The sequence below is a fragment of the Kocuria rhizosphaerae genome (assembly GCF_044462265.1).
Classification (GTDB): domain Bacteria; phylum Actinomycetota; class Actinomycetes; order Actinomycetales; family Micrococcaceae; genus Kocuria; species Kocuria rhizosphaerae.
Genome location: NZ_JBISWL010000114.1, coordinates 19389 through 44074, shown reverse-complemented (window position 1 = coordinate 44074; position 24686 = coordinate 19389). Strand labels below are relative to the sequence as shown.

At 71.1% G+C, this 24686-nt stretch carries 20 protein-coding genes; 8 read left to right on the top strand and 12 right to left on the bottom strand.

Going from position 1 to position 24686, the window contains the following annotated elements:
- Window positions 1-44: 44 nt before the first annotated feature.
- The gene (locus ACH9EU_RS13405) at window positions 45-257 is read right to left on the bottom strand and encodes a hypothetical protein (protein ID WP_396414413.1); all 213 of its coding nucleotides are present in this window, start codon (window positions 255-257) and stop codon (window positions 45-47) included.
- Window positions 258-497: 240 nt separating this feature from the next.
- Here ACH9EU_RS13405 and ACH9EU_RS13400 point away from each other — a divergent pair, with 240 nt between their 5' ends.
- Complete coding sequence (locus tag ACH9EU_RS13400) at window positions 498-3677, top strand: DUF3427 domain-containing protein (RefSeq protein ID WP_396414412.1); 3180 nt, start codon at window positions 498-500, stop codon at window positions 3675-3677.
- Window positions 3678-3702: 25 nt separating this feature from the next.
- Here the strand turns inward: ACH9EU_RS13400 and ACH9EU_RS13395 are convergent, their stop codons facing one another.
- On the bottom strand, window positions 3703-4806 hold the full coding sequence (locus tag ACH9EU_RS13395) for a zinc-binding dehydrogenase (RefSeq protein ID WP_396414411.1): 1104 nt from the start codon (window positions 4804-4806) through the stop codon (window positions 3703-3705).
- 268 nt (window positions 4807-5074) lie between these two features.
- Here ACH9EU_RS13395 and ACH9EU_RS13390 point away from each other — a divergent pair, with 268 nt between their 5' ends.
- Window positions 5075-7198 carry a hypothetical protein gene (locus tag ACH9EU_RS13390; protein WP_396414410.1) on the top strand — a complete coding sequence of 708 codons (2124 nt, stop codon included), beginning with the start codon at window positions 5075-5077 and terminating at the stop codon, window positions 7196-7198.
- A gap of 70 nt (window positions 7199-7268) precedes the next feature.
- Window positions 7269-7718: a hypothetical protein gene (locus ACH9EU_RS13385; RefSeq protein WP_396414409.1), complete on the top strand. Its 450-nt coding sequence runs from the start codon at window positions 7269-7271 to the stop codon at window positions 7716-7718.
- A gap of 2 nt (window positions 7719-7720) precedes the next feature.
- Here ACH9EU_RS13385 and ACH9EU_RS13380 read toward each other — a convergent pair whose 3' ends face one another.
- The gene (locus ACH9EU_RS13380; protein WP_396414408.1) at window positions 7721-8623 is read right to left on the bottom strand and encodes a LysR substrate-binding domain-containing protein; all 903 of its coding nucleotides are present in this window, start codon (window positions 8621-8623) and stop codon (window positions 7721-7723) included.
- 254 nt (window positions 8624-8877) lie between these two features.
- On the opposite strand from ACH9EU_RS13380, the gene ACH9EU_RS13375 reads away from it, so the two are divergent.
- From ACH9EU_RS13375 to ACH9EU_RS13360, 4 genes are all read left to right on the top strand, one after another.
- Window positions 8878-10275 (top strand): MFS transporter, encoded by a 1398-nt coding sequence (locus ACH9EU_RS13375; protein WP_396414407.1) that lies wholly within the window; start codon window positions 8878-8880, stop codon window positions 10273-10275.
- A 124-nt stretch (window positions 10276-10399) separates the two neighbouring features.
- Window positions 10400-11320 (top strand): 3-hydroxyisobutyrate dehydrogenase, encoded by a 921-nt coding sequence (gene mmsB, locus ACH9EU_RS13370; RefSeq protein WP_396414406.1) that lies wholly within the window; start codon window positions 10400-10402, stop codon window positions 11318-11320.
- A gap of 50 nt (window positions 11321-11370) precedes the next feature.
- Complete coding sequence (locus ACH9EU_RS13365; RefSeq protein ID WP_396414405.1) at window positions 11371-12930, top strand: CoA-acylating methylmalonate-semialdehyde dehydrogenase; 1560 nt, start codon at window positions 11371-11373, stop codon at window positions 12928-12930.
- A 166-nt stretch (window positions 12931-13096) separates the two neighbouring features.
- Entirely contained in the window at window positions 13097-13279 is a 183-nt protein-coding gene (locus tag ACH9EU_RS13360) for a hypothetical protein (protein ID WP_396414404.1), read from the top strand.
- Window positions 13280-13288: 9 nt separating this feature from the next.
- Here ACH9EU_RS13360 and ACH9EU_RS13355 read toward each other — a convergent pair whose 3' ends face one another.
- Both ACH9EU_RS13355 and ACH9EU_RS13350 read right to left on the bottom strand, forming a co-directional pair.
- On the bottom strand, window positions 13289-14680 hold the full coding sequence (locus ACH9EU_RS13355) for an acetamidase/formamidase family protein (RefSeq protein WP_396414403.1): 1392 nt from the start codon (window positions 14678-14680) through the stop codon (window positions 13289-13291).
- 320 nt (window positions 14681-15000) lie between these two features.
- A complete protein-coding gene (locus ACH9EU_RS13350; RefSeq protein WP_396414402.1) occupies window positions 15001-15828 on the bottom strand; it encodes a hypothetical protein in 828 nt (275 codons plus the stop codon).
- A 302-nt stretch (window positions 15829-16130) separates the two neighbouring features.
- Here ACH9EU_RS13350 and ACH9EU_RS13345 point away from each other — a divergent pair, with 302 nt between their 5' ends.
- Window positions 16131-17045 carry a LysR substrate-binding domain-containing protein gene (locus tag ACH9EU_RS13345; RefSeq protein ID WP_396414401.1) on the top strand — a complete coding sequence of 305 codons (915 nt, stop codon included), beginning with the start codon at window positions 16131-16133 and terminating at the stop codon, window positions 17043-17045.
- A gap of 70 nt (window positions 17046-17115) precedes the next feature.
- Here ACH9EU_RS13345 and ACH9EU_RS13340 read toward each other — a convergent pair whose 3' ends face one another.
- From ACH9EU_RS13340 to ACH9EU_RS13310, 7 genes are all read right to left on the bottom strand, one after another.
- Complete coding sequence (locus ACH9EU_RS13340) at window positions 17116-18315, bottom strand: acetyl-CoA C-acyltransferase (RefSeq protein ID WP_396414400.1); 1200 nt, start codon at window positions 18313-18315, stop codon at window positions 17116-17118.
- 55 nt (window positions 18316-18370) lie between these two features.
- On the bottom strand, window positions 18371-19606 hold the full coding sequence (locus ACH9EU_RS13335; protein WP_396414399.1) for an acyl-CoA dehydrogenase family protein: 1236 nt from the start codon (window positions 19604-19606) through the stop codon (window positions 18371-18373).
- 49 nt (window positions 19607-19655) lie between these two features.
- The gene (locus ACH9EU_RS13330) at window positions 19656-21065 is read right to left on the bottom strand and encodes an MFS transporter (RefSeq protein ID WP_396414398.1); all 1410 of its coding nucleotides are present in this window, start codon (window positions 21063-21065) and stop codon (window positions 19656-19658) included.
- Window positions 21062-21613, bottom strand: a complete 552-nt coding sequence (locus ACH9EU_RS13325; protein ID WP_396414397.1) for a thioesterase family protein — start codon at window positions 21611-21613, stop codon at window positions 21062-21064. Before ACH9EU_RS13325 ends, ACH9EU_RS13330 begins: the two co-directional genes overlap by 4 nt.
- Window positions 21610-22824 (bottom strand): CoA transferase, encoded by a 1215-nt coding sequence (locus tag ACH9EU_RS13320; RefSeq protein ID WP_396414396.1) that lies wholly within the window; start codon window positions 22822-22824, stop codon window positions 21610-21612. Before ACH9EU_RS13320 ends, ACH9EU_RS13325 begins: the two co-directional genes overlap by 4 nt.
- Before the next feature lie 129 nt (window positions 22825-22953).
- A complete protein-coding gene (locus ACH9EU_RS13315) occupies window positions 22954-23835 on the bottom strand; it encodes a 3-hydroxyacyl-CoA dehydrogenase NAD-binding domain-containing protein (RefSeq protein WP_396414395.1) in 882 nt (293 codons plus the stop codon).
- A gap of 31 nt (window positions 23836-23866) precedes the next feature.
- A complete protein-coding gene (locus tag ACH9EU_RS13310) occupies window positions 23867-24682 on the bottom strand; it encodes an enoyl-CoA hydratase-related protein (RefSeq protein WP_396414394.1) in 816 nt (271 codons plus the stop codon).
- Between the last annotated feature and the right edge of the window lie 4 nt (window positions 24683-24686).

Sequence of the window (24686 nt, the reverse complement as noted above, 5' to 3'; positions counted from 1 at the left end):
ACCTCGGAGTTGGTGTACTGGATGGCCTCGTCCCCGCGGCGGTTTCAGGCGGGCGGGTCCTGCCAGGCGGCCAGCTGCTCCTGCTCACGCATCGACAGTGGCACGGACTCGGTGAGCAGCGGCATCTCCGACTTGACCAGCCCACCGAGGATCTTGATTCCGCAGCGGTCCATAATGCCTTTGGCCTTGTGCTGGTCGGCCTCATCGCCCACCGCAGTGAGGTCCAAGGGGGTGCGGGAGGCCATGATCTGGCCCATCCCCACTCACGGTTCAGGCGAGTGAAGGCGTTGACCTGTTCGACGATGCTGGGCCCGGCGGCCAGGGTTTTCCACAGCTCGTCGAGGATCACGAGGAACCGCTGACGGGCGATCGCCCCTTCATCGGCCAGCAGGTTGAAATTGGTTACGGTGTCGAGAGAATCCCGGCCACCATCGAAGTGCGACCGTTATGCGTTTCGTGATCGATGTCAAACAACGGAACCCGTTTAGGCTGCACTTATGGGCCATCCGCAATCCACCGTCTTCGAGCAGCTTTCCCCGGGTTTGTACGAGCATCTCGAGGATTCCGAACTCTTACGGCAGCTTGCCGCCCTGCCACTGGGGAGGGCGGTGCTTGACAAAGTTGACGATGCGGACAGCCCCCACGTCTTGGGCCGCTACCTGGCGGATCGCATCCAGGTGCACTTGGAGTCGCTCCCAGCAGCGACCCGCGTAGACGAAGTCAATCGCATTCTGGGTCTCTTGGACCGCGATCCGGACGCAGCACTGCGCATTGCTCCCGGTCCCCGACAGCTGCTCTCTGTCGTTTCCGAGCGTGGAAGGGTTCCTCGAAAGCCAGCGACTCCCTTGTCGGACGCAGCTCTTCTCACTAACACTCCGCACGAGCCGCAGGTGGGCCGCGAAATTGCCAAGGAGTTAGAGAGCGCCGATCGTGTGGACCTCCTCATCGCCTTTGTGAAATGGTCCGGGCTCCATGTCATGGACAAGGAACTGCAGGACTTGAAGGACCGCGGCGTGCCCTTCCGGGTGCTCACCACCGTGTACATGGGCGCTAGCGACGCCAAGGCGATTAACGCGTTAGCGCACAAGTATGGCGCGGAGGTCCGCATCAGCTACGAAACCCGAAATACTCGCCTTCACGCCAAGGCATGGATGTTCCACCGCAATACGGGATTCAGCACCGCCTACGTCGGCAGCTCAAACCTGTCACATGCCGCCATGCTCGACGGCCTCGAGTGGAACGTGCGCCTTTCCTCCGTCGCGACGCCGGCACTCCTGCAGAAATTCGAGGCGACATTCGAGAGCTACTGGGCTTCGGAGGGATTTGAGCCCTACAACCCGGACGATGACGGCGAGCGCCTGGCGACTGCCCTAGCCGAAGGCGGCGGGCGGGTGTCTTCGGACGTATCTATTGCCCACCTCGATGTCCAGCCCTACCCTTATCAGGCTCAAATGCTCCAGGAGGTGGAAGCGGAGCGCGTGATTCACGACCGTCACCGCAACCTCGTCGTCGCCGCGACAGGCACCGGGAAGACCATCGTGGCGGCTCTGGACTATCGCCGACTTCAGGCTGGCACCCTAGGTGACCTCTCACTGCTATTTGTAGCCCACCGCAGAGAGATTCTCGAGCAGGCACGTCAGACTTACGCCACTGTGCTGCGTGACGGCGCCTTCGGTGAGCTCATGGTGGACGGCTATCAGCCGGTTCGAGGCAAGCACGTCTTTGCGTCGATTCAGTCCCTCAACGCCAGGATCCTGGACCGCTTCGCCGCCGATGCCTTCGACGTGGTGGTCATCGACGAGTTCCACCATGCCGACGCTCCGACCTACCGGAAAATCATTGAGCACTTCAACCCCCAGGAGCTCCTGGGACTCACCGCTACTCCAGAGCGCGGCGATGGCGTCAATGTCGCGGAGGGGTTTTTCGAAGGCCGCATTGCCAGCGAACTGCGCCTGTGGGATGCCCTCGATCAGCAGTTGCTGACACCCTTCCACTATTTCGGCGTATCAGACGGCGTTGACCTGTCGGCTCTCCAGTTCCGGCGGGGCCGTTACGAGGACAAAGACCTGGATGCGATCTACACGGGCAATGAGGCACGTACCGCCAAGGTGCTGCAGGCTCTCAATGACAAAGTGCTCGATCCGCATCGCATGAAAGCCATTGGTTTCTGCGTCTCCGTCAAGCATGCGGAGTACATGGCACGAAATTTCACGGAAACCGGGCTGCCGTCCGCGGCGTTGTCCGGGGAGAGCTCCAGCGACGAACGGCGGACTGCCCTCAAGGCGCTGCAGCGCGGAGAACTGCGTGCCGTCTTTGCCGTCGATCTGTTCAATGAAGGTCTCGACATTCCGCAGGTCGACACCATTCTCATGCTGCGACCAACGCAGTCATCCACGTTGTTCCTGCAGCAACTGGGACGCGGTCTGCGGCTGGCTCCCGACAAGCCCGTACTGACCGTCCTGGATTTCATCGGATTTCAGCACCGAGAGTTCCGGTTCGACCTGAAATATCGTGCCGTGACGGGGTCGAGCCGGACGCGTCTGGCCAAGGACCTGGAGGAAGGCTTTCCCTTTCTCCCCTCTGGAACTCAAATCGTCTTCGATGCGGTTGCCCAGTCCCTCGTGCTCAACAACGTGAAGCGTCAGCTGCGCCTGACGACCCGGCAGGTGGTCGAAGAAATCAGGGATCTGGCGGCGCAGCAACCGTCGCCGGAGTCGTACACCCTACATCAGTACCTGACGGATACCCTCTCTGATGCCTCGGACATCTACCGACGGAACAAGTTTGACGGTCGGCCGACAACCTGGAACACCTTGCGTCGCGCCGGTGGACTGGTCCCCGATGTCCTCTGGCCCGCCGAGAATCAGGAGGTGGAAGTCCTCGGTTTGCTGCAGCGCGCCAAGGCGTTCCTGAACGTGGATGACCCTGCCCGTCTCCGGTCATATGAAATGCTGCTCCGAGCGGATGCACCGCCGGTATCGTCTCTGCCGCTCAGGGAGCAGCGGATGGCACGCATGCTCTACTACTCTTTCTGGCCGCAGGGTCCGAAGAGCGGCGGGCCTGCCGATCTGGAGAATGGCCTCGAGTTGCTCCGGTCGTACGCCATCATTGGGGACGAGCTGACGCAGCTCATCGACGTCACAGCCGACAAGGCACGCAATTTGCCCCGGCCGCTGGGGCAGTGCTACGCCGACATTACCCTGCAGACCCATGCGCACTACACCCGGGAAGAGCTTCTGGCCGGTCTGGGCATGGGAGAAGAAGGGCAGCGCACTCCCGGCACTGTGCGCGAAGGAGTGTCCTGGATTCCGTCCTCGCGATGCGAAGCGCTGCTCGTCACGCTCCACAAGTCGGAGAAAGACTTCTCGCCCAACACCATGTACAAGGACTACGCCATCTCCCAGACGCTCTTCCACTGGGAGTCGCAGAACCAGACAACCCCGGAGTCCTCAGCGGGACAGCGGTATCGGCACCACACCACGCAGGACAGCCACATCATGCTGTTCGTCCGCGAGTCCCCGACGCAGGAGGCTGGGACCTCGCCATACGTCTTCTTGGGTCCTGTCGACTACGTGTCGCACGAAGGGTCTAAGCCCATGTCGATCATCTGGAAACTGCACCGCCCGATGCCCTCCACCGTGTTCTCGGCCGCGAGCACGGTGGCGCCCCTCAGCTAGAGTCACCAGCCCCAGAGAGCGAGCTTTAGAACTCGATCACCTGCCGCACCGCCCGCCCCGCGTCCAGCTCGTCCATGGCCTCGTTGATCTGCTCCAGCTCGATATGCGCGGTGATCAGCTTCTCCAGCGGCAGCACGCCGTCGCGCCACATCTGCTCGTACTTGGGGATGTCCACTGCCGGCACGGCCGAGCCCAGGTAGCTGCCGATGATCTGCTTGGCCTCGGCGGTGAGCTTCAGCGGCTCGATCTGCGACATCGCCCCCGGCGCGGGCAGACCCACGGTCACGGTCACCCCGCCCGGACCGGTCGCGTTGAACGCGGTCTCGAACGCCCGCGGGTGCCCGGCCGCCTCGATGACCACGCGCGGCTTCTCCTCGAGTGCCACCAGCTCGTCCGGGGTGAGCGTCTCGTCGGCGCCGAACTCCCGGGCCAGCTCCAGCTTCTCCTGCAGCGCGTCGACCGCGATCACGCGCCGGCAGCCGACCGCCTTGGCCACCAGCAGCGCCGCCAGCCCCACACCGCCGAGGCCGACCACCGCCACGGCGTCGTCGGGGGTGGCGCGTGCCGCGTTGATCACGGCCCCTCCCCCGGTGAGCACCGCGCACCCCATGACCGCGGCGATCGCGGCCGGGACGTCCTCGCCCACGGGCACCACGGAGCGCCGGTCCACCACGGCGTGGGTCGCGAACCCGGAGACCCCCAGGTGGTGGAAGACCTGCCCGTGCGGGCCGGTCAGGTGCATCGAGCCCTCCATGAGGGTGCCGGCCGCGTTGGCCTTCGAGCCCACCGAGCACGGCAGCCGCCCCTCGGTGGCGCACGCCGCGCACTTCCCGCAGCGCGGCAGGAACGCCATGACCACGTGCTGGCCCTCGGCCAGGTCCGTGACGGCGGAGCCCACGGACTCGACCACGCCGGCGGCCTCGTGCCCCAGCAGCATCGGCAGGGGCCGCGGCCGGTTCCCGTTGACCACGGACAGGTCCGAGTGGCAGACCCCGGCCGCCGTCATGCGCACGAGCAGCTCCGTGGGGCCGGGCTCGCCGAGCTCGAGCTCCTCGATGCGCAGGGGCTTCGACTCGGCGTAGGGGGCGTCGGCGCCCATGGCCTCCAGGACTGCTCCACGGATCTTCACGGCATGACCTCCGGTCTCGGGACGGGTGTGACCCGGTTCACCGTACCGCCGCAACGAGGTGTTCAGCGACACCGTTCAGTGCCTGCGCCCGGTGCGTGCGCTCGGCGGACCCCTTCGCCGCGGCCGGCCGTCCCGGTCCTGCTCGGCAGGAGTCGAGAGCCGTTCGACCGGGGCCGTCCTCCGATCTGCCCCTTCACACCATCCGCCGTGCCCATTGGGCCGTCCCGGCACCCTGGCCCCCCGCGGTCCCGGTGCCTACGCTTCGGGCATGCTGCCCGCGCACGCCGACGGGTCCTTCGAGGACCGCAGGGCCCGGCCTGTCCGCCCCCCGGCCCCGGCGCGGACGAACCCGGTCCCGGTGCAGGCGACCGTGGGCAACAGGGCCACCACCTCGCTGCTGTCCACCGGGCGCACCGGGGGCCCGGCGGTGCGCCGCGCGGCGGACCCGCTGCCGCTCCAGCGCTCCGCGGACCAGGCCAAGGACATGCAGGCACGGGCCTGGCTGGTGCGCGGATTCCAGGCCATCCGTGCGCTGCTCGGCCTCCAGGGAGACCTGGACTTCGTGATGGGGGTCGACACCCTCAAGCAGCCGATCCGGGCCCACCACATCCCCGGCCAGATCGCCGACGTGGCCCTGGTGATCGCGGGGGTCCACGGCTCCGAGCAGTCCGGCGTCGAGGTCGCCGACCGGCTGCTCGCCCAGCTCCGGGTGCACAAACCCTTCTTCACCGTGGTGATCGTCCCCCGGCTCTTCCCGGACAACGTGGCCTCACGCGCGGCCTGGGAGGCGAAGCTCGCCAAGGACCAGGGCACGATCACCCTGAAGAAGTACCGCGAGCTGCGCAACAAGGCCGGTGACCCGCACCGGTCGACCACCGGTCAGGTCGATCCCAACCGCCAGTTCCCGGCCCCGGGCGCGGACCTCGACCTCGACAAGCCCGTCGACGCCAAGGGCCGCCCCGTGGAACCGGGCAACCTCGCCCTGATGGCCCTGATCACGGCCTTCTCCCCGCAGCGGCTGATCTCCATCCACGCGCAGAAGGACCTGGACAAGGCCGGGGTGTTCTCCGACCCGCAGGCGAGTGTGGCGCCCGGACCCCTGGCCACGGAGACCGACCGGCTGGCCATCGAGGCGGCCAAGCGGGCGGAGGCGCTCGGGGCCCGGGTCGCGGGGAACAAGCGTGGCACGACGTTCTCGAGCCTGTATCCCGGCCAGGACCCGAAGACGGCCAAGGAGCAGATGAAGCGGGAGAACGCGAAGGGCCACTCGCTGGGCCAGTGGGGGCCCTCGCAGGGGATCGGCGTGTTCACCGTGGAGGTCGCCGAGCAGTACACCTCCACCGGCGCGGTCGGCGACCCGCACCGGGCGGCGGAGCTGGAGGCGCACGCCACCGCGTTGCGGGAGGTGCTGCTCGGCCCGCCCGCCGTCCCCGCGGGCCCGGGCGGGGCGGGAACGCCGGCCCAGGGAGCCGCGGGGGCGCCGCCGGCGCCCGTCCAGCGCGCGGGCCCGCCCGGGACCGCGGTCCCGGCCGCCGTGGAGCGCGTCCACCCGCACTCGTGGACGGGCGAGCGGGACGACCGGCTCGAGCACGGGACGGTCGGCACGGCGAGCGCCGTCCGCGCCGCCGACCGGTCCGCGCAGGTGCGCCTGACCGTCGCCGGTCTCACCGCGCTGCAGCGGGCGGTGGGCAACGCCGCGGTCGCTGAGCACGTCGCGGAGCACGTGGCGCAGCGGCAGCCGGCGCCACCCGATCTCGACCTGACGGAGTTCATCGAGGACACGGCCTCCCCCGGGCTCACCCTGGCGGTGGCGACGAGGATCCGGGACGCCCTGACCGCGAACCGGAGGCAGCAGGCCCTGAACCTCCTCGTGGACGCGCTCGTGGAGGACGGCACCATCAACCGGGCCCTGCTGCGCGGCGGGCGGATGCGCTACGACGCCGGCCTGGCCGGTGAGGGAGCCGCGACGGTGCCGAGGTTCCGGCTCGTCGAGGGCCGGCGCGTCGCGAACCCCACCCGGGTGCGCCTCGGACCGAACGCCTTCCGCCGTGGCCTGCCGCTGCTGTACAGCTCGGTGCTCCACGAGTACCGGCACGTGGAGCAGTTCCAGCGGATCAACTCCGCCGAGGACCCGCTGTCCGGGCAGAACGACTGGCTGGAGCACCGCCAGGAGGTGGACGCCTACCTGCACGAGATCGAGAACTCGCGCACGACCGGGATGTTCGCCGACCCGCGGCAGATGCGCGAGGCGTGGCGCCGGCTGCACTTCGAGCACTGGATCGACGTCGACCGGGCCGGCCGGCGCGCGTTGAACGACCGGTATGTCGCCGCGCATGCGATCGTTCGGGAGGCGGTCGGCCCGGACGTCCGGCTGGGGTTCAGCCCGCTGTAGGAGACCACCGTTCCAGGAGACCACCGCTGCAGCACATCAACGCTTCAGCACACCACCGAGAGGACCGACCGTGACCCAGCTGCGACTCGTGCTCGAACCGTTCCGGAGCACCTACGGCGTCGACGACGACGTTCCCGTGCGCGTGCTCCTGGTCAACGACGGCGAGGACCCCGTCACCGTCAACGCCCGGCTCGCCGTGAGCTCCCCGGGCGGTCCGGGCGAGCTCACGTTCTCGGTGATCGGCCCGCAGGGCGAGCCTCTCCCGTTCGGGGCCCGTGTGAACCTGGGCCGTCCCGGGGCGGAGGACGTCGCCACGATCGCCCCCGCCCACTCCGCCGGCTCCGAGGTCGACCTCGTCGACTACTTCGACCTCAGCGAGCCCGGCACGTACCGCGTCTCGGCCGCCTACCGGTCGGCCCTCGGCCGCGAGGACCTCGACGACGACGCCGACGCCGGGATGCCGGCCGGGGTGTGGCTCGGCACCGTGGAGTCGGACGAGGTGTCGATCCAGGTGCGGTGACGTCAGCGGGGCGCCGCCTCCAGCTCCTCCCGCATGTCCTGGATCACGGCCAGGATCGCGGTGATCACCGCCTTCACGGCGGGCCGGCGCAGGATGTCGGTGCGGGAGACCATCCAGTACTCCACGGGGAAGTGCAGCTCCTCCGGGAACAGCCGCACGAGACCCTCGGTCCGCTCGGCCAGGTAGCACGGCAGCAGGCCCACACCCGCCCCGGAGCGGGTCAGCTCCACGTGCACCAGCGACGACGTGGCGCCCACCCCCTGCCGCATCCGCGCGAAGTGCCGGCGGGGGGTGTCGAGCTCGGCGACGTCCTGCATGGACTCCACGAAGTAGATCAGCGGGTGGTCCTGCACCTGGTCCGGGGTGCGGATCGGCGGGTGGGCGGCCAGGTACTCCCGGGAGGCGTAGACGCCCAGGGAGTAGTCGGCCAGGTGGAAGGCCTCCTTGCGGGAGACCTCCGGGCGCCCGACGACGACCTCCAGGTCGATGCCCACCGGGTTCGTCTGGGCCCGCCGGGCCGCGTTGATCATCTCCAGCCGCAGCCCGGGGTGACGCTCGAGCAGCCGGCGCATGGCCCGGCCCATGACCACGGCCCCGAACCCGTCCGGGGCCAGCGCCCGCACCACGCCGCCCAGGGAGGCGCGCCGGTCGCCCGGCCCGAGGGGCAGGGAGCCGAGGGCGAGCTCGATCTCCTCGCCGGCGGCCACGAACTTCCGGCCCAGCTCGGAGGGCTCCCACATGTCCCCGGAGCGCACGAGCAGCCGGGCGCCCACGGTCTTCTCGAGCCCGGCCATGCGCCGGGAGACGGTGGTGTGGTTCAGGCCCAGGTCCGCGGCGGCCCCGGCGTAGGAGCCGTGCCGGACGACCGCGAGCAGGAGCAGGAGGTCGTCGGCGCCGTGGGACAAGGGGCTTCTCCTCGGGGAGCGGGCAGATGGGAACGGGACGCGAGAACGGGGTGCTGGGACCAGCGTGGTGAGAACGCGGAGGCGGGAACACGAGCGGACCGCGGCGCGGCGCGGGCGCGCCGCCGGACCACCTGTGCATTTTTGCACAGGCGCCGTGGGCGCATGGTCATTGTGAAGGGTGCTCCGGATCACCAGACTGGGAGCGAAGCGCTGTGACCACCGTCACCGTTCCACCAGCACAGGAGAGACCCCCTATGAGCCATCCGGATCGGGTCGCCGCCTCGGCAGACCCCAATGACTCCCCCGAGAACCGGGGCGGCCTGAAGAAGGTCGTCGCGGCCTCGATGGCCGGCACGGTCGTCGAGTGGTACGAGTTCTTCCTCTTCGCCACCGCCTCCACCCTGGTCTTCGGCCAGCTGTTCTTCGTCGACACCGGCAACCCGCTGGACGGTATCCTCAAGGCGTTCCTGATCTACGCCGTCGGCTTCATCGCCCGCCCGCTGGGCGGCATCGTCTTCGGCCACTTCGGCGACAAGTACGGCCGCAAGCACCTGCTCCAGATCTCGATCGTCATGGTCGGCGCCGCCACCTTCCTCATGGGCTGCCTGCCCGGATACGACCAGATCGGCTACTGGGCCGCGGCCATGCTCGTGGTCCTGCGCTTCGTGCAGGGCTTCGCGGTGGGCGGTGAGTGGGGCGGGGCCGTCCTGCTCGTGGCCGAGCACTCCCCCAACAAGGAGCGCGGCTTCTGGTCCAGCTTCCCGCAGGCCGCGGTGCCCCTGGGCAACCTGCTCGCCACCGTCGTGCTGCTGACCCTGTCCTTCACCCTCTCCGAGGAGGCCTTCCTCTCCTGGGGCTGGCGCGTCGGCTTCTGGCTGTCGATCGTCATCGTGGCCATCGGCTACTACATCCGCACCCACGTGACGGACGCCGCGATCTTCAAGGAGGCCCAGAAGGAGGTCCTCGAGGAGAAGTCCGCCGCCTACGGCGTGGGCGAGGTCTTCCGCCGCTACCCCCGCGGCGTCTTCGGCGCCATGGGCCTGCGCTTCGCGGAGAACATCCTCTACTACGTGGTGGTGACCTTCTCGATCACCTACCTCTCCACCCAGCGCGACGTGGACACCAGCCGGATCCTGCTCCTGCTGCTCATCGCCCACGTGATCCACGCGATCTGCGTGCCGATCGTCGGCCGCCTCACCGACAAGGTGGGCCGCCGCCCGCTGTACGGCACCGGCGCCGCGCTGGGCATCGTCTGGGCCTTCATCGCCTTCCCGATGTTCAACACCGACAACAGCTTCATCATCCTGGCGGCCATCACCCTGGGCCTCATGATCCACGCGCTGATGTACGCCGGGCAGCCGGCGATCATGGCGGAGATGTTCCCGACCCGGATGCGCTACTCCGGCGTCTCGCTCGGCTACCAGGTGACCTCGATCGTGGCCGGCTCGCTGGCCCCGATCATCGCCACCGCCCTGCTGCGCGAGTTCAACTCGTGGGTGCCGATCGCCATCTACATCTCCATCGCCTGCCTCATCACGCTGTTCGCCGTGGCGACGCTGCGCGAGACCAAGGGCATCTCCCTCCAGGACGTCGACGCCGAGGACCGGCGCCGGCTCTCCGAGGAGAAGGAAGCCCGGGAGCGGAACGCCTGATCCGCACCGCCCCAGACCGCGCCCAGGTACGGACCGCGCCCCTCGCGTTCCGTACCTGGGCGCATCCCACGTTCCGGGACCGGCACGACGACACCCACCACAGCACCGCAGAAGGGAACCGACGATGACGACCATCACCTGGATCGGCCTGGGCCACATGGGCGGGCCGATGTCCGCGAACCTGGTCGCGGCCGGCCACGACGTCCGCGGCCACGACGTCAGCGCCGATGCCATGGCCGCCGCCCGCGAGAAGGGCGTGCAGACCTTCGACTCGGTGGCCGAGGCCCTGCAGGGCGCCGAGGTCGTGTTCACCATGCTCCCCAAGGGCGAGCACGCCCGCGCCGTCTACCTCGGGGACGGCGGCGTGATCGCCCTGGCCCCGGAGGACGCGCTGCTCGTCGACAGCTCCACGATCGACGTCGAGTCGGCCATGGCCCTGCACGAGGCCGCGGAGCATGCCGGCTTCCGCTTCGTGGACGCGCCAGTCTCCGGCGGGATCAGCGGCGCCGCGGCGGGCACCCTGACGTTCATGATCGGCGGGAGGCCCGACGACGTCGAGGCCGCCCGCGGGTTCATCGAGCCCATGGCCGGCAGGATCGTCGCCACGGGGGACGCCGGCACGGGCCAGGCCGCGAAGATCGTGAACAACATGATGCTGTTCATCTGCCTCGAGGCCTGCGCGGAGGGCTCCGTGCTCGCCGACCGGCTGGGCCTGGACCCGCAGGTGTTCTGGGACATCGCCTCGGTGTCCTCCGGCAACTCCTGGGCGCTGCAGACCTGGTACCCGGTGCCCGGGATCGTGGACACCGCCGCCGCCAACAACAACTTCGAGGCCACGTTCAGCGCGGCCCTCGCCGCCAAGGACGCCGGCCTCGCGCTCATGGCGGGCGAGCAGACCGGTGTGCACCTGCCCGCCGCGAAGCTCGTGACGGAGAAGCTGCAGCAGCTCCTCGACGAGGGCCTCGGGGACAAGGACTGCTCCCTCATCACCAAGTACGCCGCGCCGGACGGCAGGATCGCCGGCTGGGACCCCGAGAAGGCCTGAGCCGGCGCCGGCACCATCCACCGCTGACAACACTCAACGAGGAGACCATCATGCAGGACACCAAGCAGAGCGCCGAGACCGCGGCGCGGGAGGCCGCCCGTCAGGGCGCGCCGGAGCCGCGGAGCACGGGCGACGTCATCGAGCACTTCATCGACGGCAAGCGGCAGGGCGGCTCCGAGCGCACCGCGCCCGTCTGGAACCCGGCGACCGGCGAGCAGGCCAAGGAGGTGCTGCTCGCCTCGGCCGAGGAGGTCGCGACCGCCGTCGAGGCCGCCGAGGCCGCGCTGCGCGGCTGGCGCGAGACGAGCATGTCCAAGCGGACCACGATCATGTTCAAGCTCGAGAACATCATCCGGGAGCGCACCCCGGAGCTCGCCGAGATCATCACGGCCGAGCACGGCAAGGTGGTCTCCGACGCCGCCGGAGAGATCGCCCGCGGCCTCGAGAACGTGCAGTTCTGCGCAGGCCTGATGCACCACATGAAGGGCGAGTTCCTCGAGCAGGCCGCCACCGGCGTGGACGTGCACCAGACCCGCCAGCCCGTGGGCGTGGTCGCGTGCATCACCCCGTTCAACTTCCCGGCCATGGTCCCGCTGTGGATGATCACCACCGCGATCGCCGCCGGCAACACCGTGGTCCTCAAGCCCTCCGAGCGGGACCCCTCCGCCGCGGTGTGGATCGCGGAGGCCTTCGCCGAGGCCGGCCTGCCCCCGGGCGTGCTCAACGTCGTGCACGGGGACAAGGCCGCCGTGGACGAGCTGCTGACCAACCCGCTCGTGAAGGCCGTGTCCTTCGTGGGCTCGACCCCGATCGCCAAGTACATCTACGAGACCTCCGCCGCCAACGGCAAGCGGGTCCAGGCCCTGGGCGGGGCCAAGAACCACATGGTCGTCATGCCCGACGCCGACCTCGACGGCGCCGCCGACGCCGCGGTCTCCGCCGCGTACGGCTCCGCCGGGGAGCGCTGCATGGCGGTCTCGGTGCTCGTGGCCGTCGGCGACGTCGCGGACCCGCTGATCGAGAAGATCAGCGAGCGCGTCTCGACGCTGACCATCGGCCCGGGCACCGACCCCGCCTCCGAGATGGGCCCGCTGATCACCCCGCAGGCCCTCGAGCGGGTCAACGGCTACGTGACCGGCGCCGCGGCCGAGGGCGCCACCGTGGTGGTGGACGGGACGAAGAAGGAGTTCGAGGGCAACGGGTTCTTCACCGGCGTCTCCCTCATCGACCACGTGATGCCCGGCATGAAGGTCTACGACGAGGAGATCTTCGGCCCGGTGCTCTCCGTGGTGCGGGTCGACTCCTTCGACGACGCCGTGCGGCTGATCAACCGCAACCAGTACGCCAACGGCGTCGCGGTGTTCACCCGGGACGGCAAGACCGCCCGGCAGTTCGAGTACGAGATCGAGGTCGGCATGGTCGGCGTCAACGTGCCGATCCCGGTGCCCATCGGCGCGTTCTCGTTCGGCGGCTGGAAGAGCTCGCTGTTCGGCGACACCCACATGTACGGGCCCGAGTCGTTCAACTTCTACACCCGCCGCAAGCTCACCACCACCCGGTGGCCCGAGCCCTCGGAGTCCCAGATCAACCTGGGCTTCCCGACCCACTGACCGGTGCGGGCCCGGAGCCCCGGCTCCGGGCCCGCCGGCCGGGCAGAGGGGTGCCGGCGGGGGCGGCGACCACGGCGCGATCCGCACCGCCGGCGGGCGGGACGCGGCCGGCCGGGCGGCTACCCTGGAGGCGCCCCCTCGCCGACCGCCCCGGAAGGACACCGGCATGAAGACGATCGTCGCACTGCTGCTCGTGAGCGCCCTCGTGCTGACCTCGGCCGGCGTGCTGCTGACGTCCCTGGACGCCCAGGAGTGGCTGCCGACGGTCGTGCTCGCCGCGCTCGCCTACCTCGGCACGTTCGCCCTGTACCGGCGGCTTCGGGGGCGCTGGTCCGGGCGGGAGGACTGACCCGGCCGTTCACCGGCCCGCCGGCTGCCCGAAGTCGGCCTTGCGGATCAGCCCGTGCACGCCCACGGTCCGGTCGACCACCTGGGAGATCGCGAAGTCGGCGGCCGCGGAGAGGTAGGCGTAGGCCACGGCCCGCTCCATGCCCCGCTCCTGCTCCAGGAAGTCCAGGGCGTTGACGACGGCCCGGCGCATGGCCACGTCCAGGTCCGTGACCTGCCCGTTCGCCGCGCCGTCCGGGTCGGAGAGCCCGATGGGGATCCAGTGCTCGGCGGTCTCCGCGAACGGATAGCGGTGGGCCACCGCCGGCGCGTCCCCCTCCCCCGCCCGGCAGACCGTGAGCCGGAAGGTCCCGCGCAGCGAGCCCTCCATGGCGGTGAGCGCGACCTCCCCGTCGCCCATGGCCATGTGCGGGTCGCCCACGTAGAAGAGGGCGCCGTCGGCGTGCACGGGCAGGTAGAAGGTGGAACCCACGCCGAGGTGGCGAATGTCGATGTTGCCGCCCCCGAGGGTGGGCGGGATCGAGTTCAGCAGGTCGTCGGTGGGGCCGGCGCCCCGGGCCCGGGCGACGCCCATCATGCCCATGAACGGCCGCAGCGGGAACCGGACCGCTCCGCCGGCCATCACGCCGTGCCCGTGGTCGACGGGCGTGAACACCGAGACGTTGCCGTAGGCCCCGGGGTCGCCGCCGGCCCGGCGGTCCAGCGCCACGGGAGGCATGACCTCGTCGAGGGTGATGCCGGCGGGAGCTCCGCCGTCGGAGGCCCGGGGCAGGGTGCCCTTGCCGTGCCTGCTGGACACGACCCCGTAGGGCACGCGGAGGTCCGCGTGCAGCGTCTCGATCTTGAGGACGTCGCCGGGCCGCGCCTCCTCCACGAAGACCGGGCCGGTGACCACGTGCGGCCCGTCCCGGTCGAAGTCCCGCTCGGTGCGGTCGTAGTCGCGGGCGATCCGGACCACGTCGTCGAGCACCTGGGAGCGCGGGACCCCCTGCTCGGCGAAATACGCGACAGGATCCCGCCCCTGGTCCTCGAGGATGCCCTCGTGGGAGACGGCGTCGATGGTGACGGTCTGCCCGGAGCGCATGCGCAGCGTCGGTTCGGCGTCCACGGACGGCACGTAACCCCACAGGACCTCGTCGACGTCGGAGCCCAGGTAGTGCTCGCCGGGGATCCTGCCCTGCCCGGGCTGGAGGATCCGGCCGCGGAACCCGGTGCGGCCGCCCGGGGAGGAGTGCGCGGCTCCGGCGGAGGCGGGGTCGTCCGCGGCCGCTGCGGCGGCGCTCATCCCGACTCCGGTGACGGTGCCGACGGCGCCCACCCCAGCGGCGGCACGGCAGAAGGTGCGGCGCCCGACACTGCGCCGGAGTTCGTCGGCGGCTCGTCGTGCGAGGTGCTCACGCACGGGTGCTCTCCTGGGAACGGCGGCATGGTGCTCGAAGGCCTCCGACCCTGGGAACGGCGTGCTGCGTGGACGGGATCCGGGTGTATCCGTGCCGTCACAGTACGAAGCGGCAACGGACGGGACGTTTGGACAGGTCACCGGGCGCCCCGGCCGAGTAGCTACCGGCGGCAGACAGTCCGACCTCGTTGTCGGATCCGTGCACGGACGCCCGCGTGACCTGCGTCACCTACAGTAGGGGCAATCAGGGCTTTTCTGCCGCTTCGATCCGAATTGTGACGTTCGCATCCATTAATGGCGCGTGGGAGCCCGGCCCGCACCCGTCAGCGGAAGTCGTCCTTGCGGATCCTGCCGTGCGCGCCGGCCGAGCCGTCGCCGAGCCGGCTGACGGCGAACTCCGCGGTCGCCGAGAGGTAGGCGTGCGCGATGGGCTGGTCCATCCCGCGGTCCCGCTCCAGGAAGTCGACCCCGGCCCGCAGCGCCCGGTGCACGGCGGCCGTCATCCGGAACGTGCGCTCGTCCTCGGGCCCGTCGGCCGCGGACCGCCCGACGACGATCCAGTGCTCGTCGGTCTCGGCGAGCGGGTGCCGCTGCGCCACGGAGGGTACGCCCTGCTCACCGGCGCGGACCACGGTCACCCGGAACGAGCCGCACGCCGGCTCTCCCGCCGCGCACAGGGCCCGGTGGAGGTCCCGGGGGCAGAACGTGGCTCCGTCCGTGCCGACCGGCAGGTACGCGCTGCCTCCGGGCCCGATGAGCGCGCACGGCGCACCGGTGCCCGAGAGACCGACGACGTCGACGCGGAGCACGTCGCCGGGCCGGGCTGCCGCCACGAACACCGGTCCCGTGACGAGGTGCGGACCGGGCCCCTCCACCACGGGGACGTCGGAGCGCCGGGCGTCGCGCTCCCCGGTCGCGTTCTCCCCCGGGGCGGACGGCTTCTCGGGGGCGAGGTCGGGGACCGGTCGCAGGCACCGCGCCGCGGCCGACCCGGACGAGGGGTGGGCGGCCCGCGCCGCGGCCGCACGCGCCCGGGCCTCGTCGCTCTCCGCGCAGGGGGTCTCCACCGCCGTGCCGCCGACCAGCCGGAGGGCGGCCCGGCGCCCGTGCGGCGTCGCAGGCTCGTGTCCTGGTTCGACGTGCTCGGTCATGGCGGGCTCCTCGGGGCGGGCGAGCGTAACGGCTCCGACGGTAGGACGTCGGTGTTACCGCACCGGGCACGCCGTGTTTCCGGAACGTGACGGTGCGCACAACGTCTGAAGCATGCCACGGACCCCGGCACAAGCCCCACTCCTGATGACGGCTCCGACGACACATCCGTGCACATTCGACCGGCCCGCCACGGCCCGTTCCGGACCGGCACCGGCACCCGGCCGGCCCCTCAGGCGTTTTTCATGGCAGAGGTGTCATGGAAGCCGTGACACTGATGTTCCTGGAGTCATAGTCTGTGCGGATGGAAGTCAACAAGGCCCAGGCCTTCCTGGCCGTGGCCGAGGAGCTGCACTTCGGCCGGGCGGCCAAACGCCTGCACATGGCCCAGCCGCCCCTCAGCCGCCTCATCCGGCAGATCGAGTCCGAGCTGGGTGCCACCCTGTTCGACCGCAACACCCGCCACGTGACGCTCACCCCGCAGGGCGAGGCTCTCATCGAACCCGCCCGCGAGCTCGTCATGCTCGCCCGGCGGATCAAGGACGTCGTCCGGAAGTCCCAGGAGGGCGAGATCGGGCGGGCCCGCCTCGGCTTCGCGGGGGCGTCCGCGAACCAGGCGATGGGCGACCTGGCCCGCGAGATCCGCCGCCGGCGCCCGGGCATCTCCCTCGAGCTCTACAGCTCCCAGTTCTCCCACGTGGGCCTCGAGAAGGTCCTGGACGGCTCCCTGGACCTGGTGATCGGCCGGTGGGACTTCCTGCCCGCGGAGGTGGACTCCAGGCTCATCGCCCTCGAGGAGCTGATGATCGCCCTCCCGGAGAACCACCCGCTCGCCGAGCGGGCGGCGGTGGACGCCGAGGACCTCGCCGAGGAGGCGTGGATCGTGCTGCCGGGCGGCGCCGGAGCCACCCTCCCCAACCGGCTGAACACCCTGGCGATGAACGCGGGGTTCGTCCCGCGCATCGTCCAGGTGGCCCCGGACTCCTGGACGCTCGTGGTCCTCGTCGGCGCCGGGATGGGCATCTCCCTGATCCTCTCCAGCGTCCGGGACAACGTCCCCTCCCGCGGCGTGGTCTACAAGCCGCTGGCACAGGAGCAGAAACCGGTGGAGGTGCGCCTCATCTGGCGCCGCGGGAACACCGACCCCGCGCTCCGGTCGGTCATCGACATCTCGGAGGCGGTCCTCCCGTCCCCCGCGGAGCCGGCACCGGCCTCCTGAGGGCCGGCGCCGTCGGTCCCCGTCGCCGGGCCCGGCCGGCGTCGACCCCCGTCGCCGGTCCCGGCCGGCGTCAGACCGCCTCGACGAGCAGCGCGGTGCCCTGGCCCACGCCCACGCACATGGTGGCCAGGCCCTTCTCCGCGTCCTCGCGCTCCATGCGGCCCAGCAGGGTCACCACGAGCCGGGAGCCCGAGGAGCCCAGCGGGTGGCCCAGCGCGATGGCCCCGCCGTCGTTGTTCACGGTCCCCGGATCGAGGCCCAGGCGCCGGATGCAGGCCAGGGACTGGGTCGCGAAGGCCTCATTGAGCTCCACGACCCCCAGGTCGTCGATGTCCCACCCGGTGCGCTCGAGCACCTTCCGGGTCGCCGGGACCGGACCCAGACCCATGAGCTCCGGGGCGACCCCCGCCGAGGCGCCGTCCACGATCCTCCCCCGGGGAGTCAGCCCGTACTTCTCCACGGCCCTGCCGGAGGCCACGAGGATCGCCGAGGCGCCGTCGTTGAGCGAGGAGGAGTTGCCGGCGGTGACGATGCCGTCGGTCCTCACGACCGGGCGCAGCTTCGCCAGGACCTCGACGGTGGTGCCGGGGCGGGGCCCCTCGTCGGTGTCCACGACCGTCTCGGCACCCTTGCGGCCCTTCACCGTGACGGGCACGATCTCCTCGGCGAAGCGCCCGGCCTCGATCGCGGCCAGCGCCTTCTCGTGGGAGGCCACGGCGAAGGCGTCGGCGTCCTCGCGGGAGATGCCGTCGACGGCCGCGACCTCCTCGGCGGTCTCGGGCATCGAGTAGGTCATCTTGTCGATCGTGCGGAACGTCGGGTTCGTGAAGCGCCAGCCGATCGAGGTGTCGAAGACCTCCCCGGGCTTCGCGTACGCCGCCTTGGGCTTCTCCATGACCCAGGGGGCGCGGGACATCGACTCCACGCCGCCGGCCACCACCAGGTCGGCGGCTCCGGCTTTGACCATGTGCGAGGCCATGGTGATCGCGGAGAGCCCCGAGGCGCACAGCCGGTTCACGGTGATGCCCGGGACCGTGTCGCCGAACCCGGCGAGGAGCCACGCCATCCGCGCCACGTTGCGGTTGTCCTCCCCGGCGCCGTTGGCGTTGCCCAGGATCACCTCGTCGACGTCGTACGGGGCGATCCCGGCGTCGGTGACCACCTGCTTCACCACCAGGGCGGCGAGGTCGTCCGGGCGCACGCCCGCCAGCGCGCCGCCGTAGCGGCCCACCGGGGTGCGGGCGCCTCCCACCAGGAATGCTTCGGTCATCGGTCCTGTCCTCTCGTGCGGTCGTGTGCGGTCGGGTCGTGTGCGGGGCGGCTGATCAGCGGAAGGCCGAGATGCCGGTGATGTCGCGTCCCACGAGGAGGGCCTGGATCGAGTCCGTCCCCTCGTAGGTGGAGACGACCTCCATGTCGGTCAGGTGCCGGGCGACGTGGTTCTCGAGCAGCAGGCCGTTGCCGGCCAGCAGCTCCCGGGCCTCGTTGCAGATCCACTTGCCCTTCTGGGAGGTGGACATCTTCACCATCGAGGCCTGCGCGTTGGTCAGCTCGCCCCGGTCGGCCAGCTCGGCCATCCGGTGGCACAGCAGCTGCATCGTGGTGAGCTCGCTGAGCATGTTGGCCAGCCGGGCCTGGACCAACTGGTAGCCGGCGATCGGGCTGCCGAACTGCACCCGCTGCCCGGCGTAGTCCGCGGCGATCTCGAAGGCCGCCATGGCGTGGCCCACGGCCTCCCAGGAGGCCCCGCCCCGGGTGGCCTGCAGCACCCGGGAGACGTCCGCGAAGGAGCGGCACCCGACCAGCCGGTTCTCCGCCGGCACCCGCAGGTCCTCGATGAGGATGTCGGCCTGCTGGATGGCGCGCTTGCCCACCTTGCCGGTGATGACCGTCGGGTCGTAGCCGGCGGGGTGGTCCCCGTCGGCGTCCTTCTCCACGACGAAGGCGTTGACCTTGCCGTCCTCGACATTGCGGGCGAAGACGACGACGACGTCGGCGGCGTGGCCGTTGCCGATCCACCGCTTGTGCCCGTCCAGGACCCAGGTGTCGCCGTCGCGGCGGGCGCTGGTCTCCAGGGCCACCGAGTCGGAGCCGTGCTCGGGCTCGGTGAGGGCGAACGCCCCGGTCTTCTCCAGCCGGGCCATGGCCGGCAGCCAGCGGTCCTTCTGCTCCGGACTGCCCAGCATGTTCAGGGCACCCATGCACAGGTTGGCGTGCACGCCCAGGAAGGTGTTGATGCTGCCGTCGGCGCGGGCCATCTCCCGGGCCACCATCCCGGCGGCCAGCCGGCTCATGCCCGGGCACCCGTAGCCCTGGATGGTCGTGCCGATGATGCCGAGCTCGGCCAGGCCGGGCAGCAGCTCCCACGGGAACTCCGCCTTCTCCCAGTACTCGTTGATGATCGGCAGCACGCGCTGCTCCGCGAACGCCCGGACCCTGTCCCGGACGGCGATCTCCTCGGGACCGAGGTCGTCGTCGAGGCGGAAGTAGTCGGAGGTGGCCCCGGGGGCCCGGGCGGAGGCCGGGGCCGGGGTGGCGGGTGAGGTCGAGACGGCGGTCATGGACGGTCCTTTCGTCGGCGGGTCTCAGCGCCCGCGGGGGAGGGAGTGGTCAGTGGGGACGGCAGGGCACGGGACGCCGGCCGGTCCGCAGGACGGCGAACAGGCCCAGGGCGAGCGCGGCGATGGCCGGGAAGAGGAGGAGCGACGTGCCGGAGGCCCAGGCCAGGGCGACCCCGGTGTAGCCGACGGCCATCGAGAGGAAGCGGATCATGTTGTGGATGCCGACGGCGGTCCCGGAGCGGCCGGCGGGCGAGAGCACGAGCTCCGTGGCCGCCGCGCTCTGGGCGAAGGCGATGCCGGTCCCGGCGAGCACGAGCCCCAGGACCACCAGGGTCACGACGACCCAGCGGTCGACGCCGAGCCGGGACGAGACCATGGCCACGGCCACCACGGGTGTGGCCACGACGAGGATCACGACGCCGCGGCGCAGCTGCACCCGGCTGCCGCTGCGCCGGCCCGTCCGGGACGCGATCGGCCCCGCCGCCGTCATGGCGAAGGCGAGCGCGAAGACGACCATCCCGATCTGCGCCGGGCCCAGGTCCAGGTCCGAGCCGAGGAACAGCGGCATGGCGACGACCGCGACCGCCATGGAGCCCATGGCCAGGCCCGCGCCGGCCGCGGCCGTGAGATAGGCCGGCTCCCGCAGCAGTGCGGGGTCGAGCAGCGCCCGGGGCGCCCCGTCGTGCCCGGCGGCGAGCCGCACCCGCCGCCGGGAGAGGCGGACGAACATCCACCATCCCAGCCCCGCGGAGACCGCGAGCAGGCCCACCCACGGCCACGGGCCGGTCTGCCCGGCCAGCAGCACGGCGGTGGCCGTCGAGCCGCCGCCCACGATGAGCCAGAGCATCGCGGAGACGTGCATGGGCGGGCGCCGCCGACCGATCGCGGGCATGCACGCCGCGAGCAGCGCCATCAGGACGAGGAGCAGCGCCGCGTGGACCAGGAAGACCCAGCGCCAGCCCAGGGCCTCGGTGATGACGCCGCCGAAGGGCGGCCCCACGGCCTGTCCCACACCGATGGCCGAGGCCCATGCGCCCATGGTCCGCGCCGTGCGCTCCGGCCACGTGGTCACCAGAGCGGTCTGCACGCACGGCGGGAACGCGCTGCACGCCGCGCCCTGCACCACGCGGGCCAGGACGAGCGTCTCCGTCCCGGCGGCCGAGGCCGCCACGAGCTCCGCGAGAACCATGACGCCGAGCGCCGAGATCAGGAAGGCCTTCACCCCGAGCCGCTCGCCGAGCCACCCGGCCAGCGGGACGGTCGTGGCCATGGCGATCGTGAAGGCGCTCACGGCCATGACCGACTGCTGGGCCGTCATGCCGAGGTCCTGCTGGATCACGTACAGCGGCGCGTTGATCACGTTCGAGGACATGGTGCCCAGCGCCGTGGTGGCCAGCAGCGCCGGGTAGGCGATCCGCCGCGCGCCGTGGCCGGGCCCGGTCCTCGAGGACCCCCTCATGCACGTCCGCCCCCGGTCTCCGCCCTCGCGGCGGCGGAGACCGCGGCCACGTCCTCCGTGGTGGCGTCCCCTGTGGTGAGGTCCTCCGTGGTGGTGTTCTCCACGGCCGCGTCCCCCACGGCCGCCTCCCCCACGGCCGCGTCCTCCGCGGCGAGGTTCTCGAGCACGGCGCGCACGTCCGCCGGCAGGGCGGTGGACCGGCCCGTGGCGGGGTCCATCTGGACCAGCACGGTCCGGGCACGCACCGCCACCTCACCGTGCTGGACCAGCTCGTAGGCCACGGTGTAGGAGGACCGGCCGACCCTCGACACCCAGACCCGTGCGCGCAGCTCCGGGCCGTGGTCGATGGGCCGCAGGTAGTCCAGGTCCAGGGACACCACCACCCGCGGGCGGGCCGGGTCCGGGATGCCGTCCTGCCCCAGCCAGTGGGCGATCGCGGAGATCCGCGCCTCCTCGAGCAGGGTGACCACCCGGGCGTTGTTGACGTGCCGGTTGAGGTCCTGGTCCGACCACCGCACGGGCAGCACGGTGCGGTGCACGGCGTTCACGACGCGGTCCGCAGGGCCGCTCCACCGGTCTCCAGCCACGCCAGGACCCGGTCCCGGTCGCCGTCGAGCCGGGGCGGCGCCTGCGAGTAGTCGACCGGGGTGCGGCTGAAGTCCACGGGGTGGCGGACCGTCGGGATCTCGCGGTCCCCCGAGCCGGCGAGGACGACCGGGTCCAGGCCGAGCCCCTCGGCGAACCGGACGCCCTCGTCGACCGCCAGGATCGGGGCGCAGGGCACCTTGACCGCCATCAGCCGCTCGAACCAGTCCTCGGCGTCCCGGGCGGCGAGGAGCTCGATCATCAGCCGCCGCAGCTCCCGGCGGTTCGCGTTGCGGGCCGGCACGGTGCTGAAGCGCTCGTCCTCGGCCAGCTCCGGGGCTCCCAGGCACCGGCAGAGCCGCGCGAACTGTCCGTTGTTGCCCACGGCGACGACCATCTCCTTGTCCCGGGTGGGGAACGGCTCGTACGGGTACAGGCTGGGATGCTCGTTGCCCATGCGGGTGGGCACGCTGCCGCCGGTCACGTAGGCGGCCGACTGGTTGACCAGCCCCGACAGCGCCGAGGAGAGAAGGTTCAGCTCGACGTGCTGTCCCGTCCCCGAGGCCTGCCGGTTGTGGAGGGCCCCCAGGATCCCGGTGGCCGCGTGCAGGCCGGTGATGACGTCGAAGAGCGCCACCCCCGCTCGGTACGGCTCGCCGTCCCTGCTCCCGGTGAGGCTCATCATCCCCGAGAGCGCCTGGGCCAGGAGGTCGTAGCCGGGCAGCTCCGCCCCGCCGGCGGGGCCGAACCCCGTGATCGACGCGTAGACGAGGTCCGGTCGCCACGCGCTCACGCTCTCGTAGTCGAGTCCGTAGCGGGCCAGCCCGCCGGGTTTGAAGTTCTCGACCAGGATGTCGGCCCTGTCGATGATCCGCTCCACGAGCTCCAGCTGCTCCGGGTCGGTGAAGTCCAGGGCGATCGAGTGCTTGTTGCGGTTGACCGACAGGAAGAACGTGCTCTCGCCGTCCCGGTGCGGCGGGGTCCACGCTCGGGCGTCGTCGCCGGCGGTGCTCTCCACCTTGATCACCGTGGCGCCCATGTCGGCCAGGAGCATCGTGCAGTAGGGGCCGGCCAGCACGCGGCTGAGGTCCGCCACCACCACACCGGCGAGCGGGCCCGTGCCGGGGCGGCCGAAGATCTCCTGCAGGGTGCTCGCGTCCTCGGACTGGCTCATGTCTGTACTCCTCGTGCGGGGGTCTCGGTGTGACGGGGTCGTCGCGTGACGGGGTCGTCGCGTGACGGTGTCGTGGTGTGACGGGGTCGTGGTGCGGCCGCGTGGTGGCCGCACCGGTCGGGGGCAGGCTCAGACGGCGTAGTCGTACCAGCCGCGGCCGGTCTTGCGGCCGTAGCGGCCCTGCTCGTAGAGCTTCTCGACCGAGGGGTGGGGCAGGTCGGCGGGGTCGCCGCTCTGCTCGTGCTCGGCCAGCCGGATCAGGTAGGCCACGTCGATGCCCACGAGGTCCATGAGCTCGAAGGGCCCCATGGGGTGGCCCAGTGCCGTCCGGGCGGCCACATCGATGTCCTCGAAGCCGGCCACGCCGTCGGCCTCCAGGCGCAGGGCCTCGTCCCGCAGGGCCCCGAGCAGGCGGTTGGCCACGAACCCGGGCACCTCCTGGTTGAGCCGCACCGGCTGCTTGCCGAGCCGGCGGGCCAGCTCGGTCGTGGTCTCCACCGTCGCGTCGGAGGTCCGCGGATTGCGCACCACCTCCACGCACGCCATGACGAGGGCGGGGTTGAAGAAGTGCATGTTGCACACCCGGTCCGGCCGCGCCGTGGCGTCCATGAGCAGGGAGGACGGGATGGTGGAGGAGTTGGTCGCGAGGACGGCGTGCTCCGGGGCGGCCTCGTCGAGGTCGGCGAACAGCTGCCGCTTGATGTCGAGGCGCTCGACGGCCGCCTCGAGCACGAAGTCGGCGGAGCGTGCCGCCCCGAGGGAGTCGGTCGTGTACGTCATCCGCGCCAGCGCGGCGTCCACGTCCTCCCGTGTGCGGCTGCCCTTCTCGGCCAGCCGTCCGAGGCGGCGGTGCGCCTCCTCCCGGGACCGGTCGAGGGCCGCGGGGTCGAGGTCGCTCGTGGTGACGTCGTAGCCGGCCAGGGCGAAGACCGCCCCGATCTGCGTGCCCATGGCGCCGGATCCCACGACCAGGACGGTCCGGACGGCGTCGATGCTCGGCTGGGGGTTCATGCGTGCTCCTTCTCGGACCGGGCGGTCCGGATCAGTGGGTGGTGTCGGAGAAACGTGCGGGCCGCTTCTCGAGGAAGGCGCTCGCGCCCTCGGACTTCTCCTCGGAGGCGTAGAGCAGGGACTGGGCCAGGCGCTCGAGGAGCAGACCGGTGCGCTGGTCGGTCTCGGCGCCCTGGCGCACCACGAGCTTGGCGAGCCGCACGGCCAGCGGTCCCTTCGCGAGGATCGTCCGCACGGTCTCGAGCGCGGTGTCCATCAGCTCGTCAGCCGGGACCACGCTGGTCACCAGGCCGATGCGCAGGGCCTCCTCCGCGTCGACGACCCGGCCGGTGAGGATCAGCTCCTGGGCCCGGCCCAGGCCGACGAGCCGGGACAGCCGTTGGGTGCCGCCGGCGCCCGGGAGGATGCCGAGGTTCGCCTCCGGCAGCCCGAACCGTGCGTTCTCGGCGGCGATGCGGATGTCGCAGGACATCGCGAGCTCGTTGCCCCCGCCGAGCGCCCAGCCGTTGACCGCGGCGACGGTGGGCAGCTCGAAGTCCTGGATCCGGTCGTACAGACGCTGCATCCGGGCCCGCAGACCGTCCCGCATCGTGTAGCCGACCAGCTGGGAGATGTCCGCGCCGGCCACGAAGGACTTCTGCCCCGCCCCGGTGAAGACGACGGCGCCGACGTCCTCGCGGCGCTCGAACTCGTCGAGGGCCGCCTCGATGCCGTCCAGCACCCGGGAGTTCAGGGCGTTGCGGACGTCGGGCCGGTTCACGGTCACGACGGCGACGCGGCCGCGGATCCGGGTCCCGACGACGTCCGTCCCGGTGTCCGGGGTGGTCTCGGTGGTGGTGTTCGTCATGGCT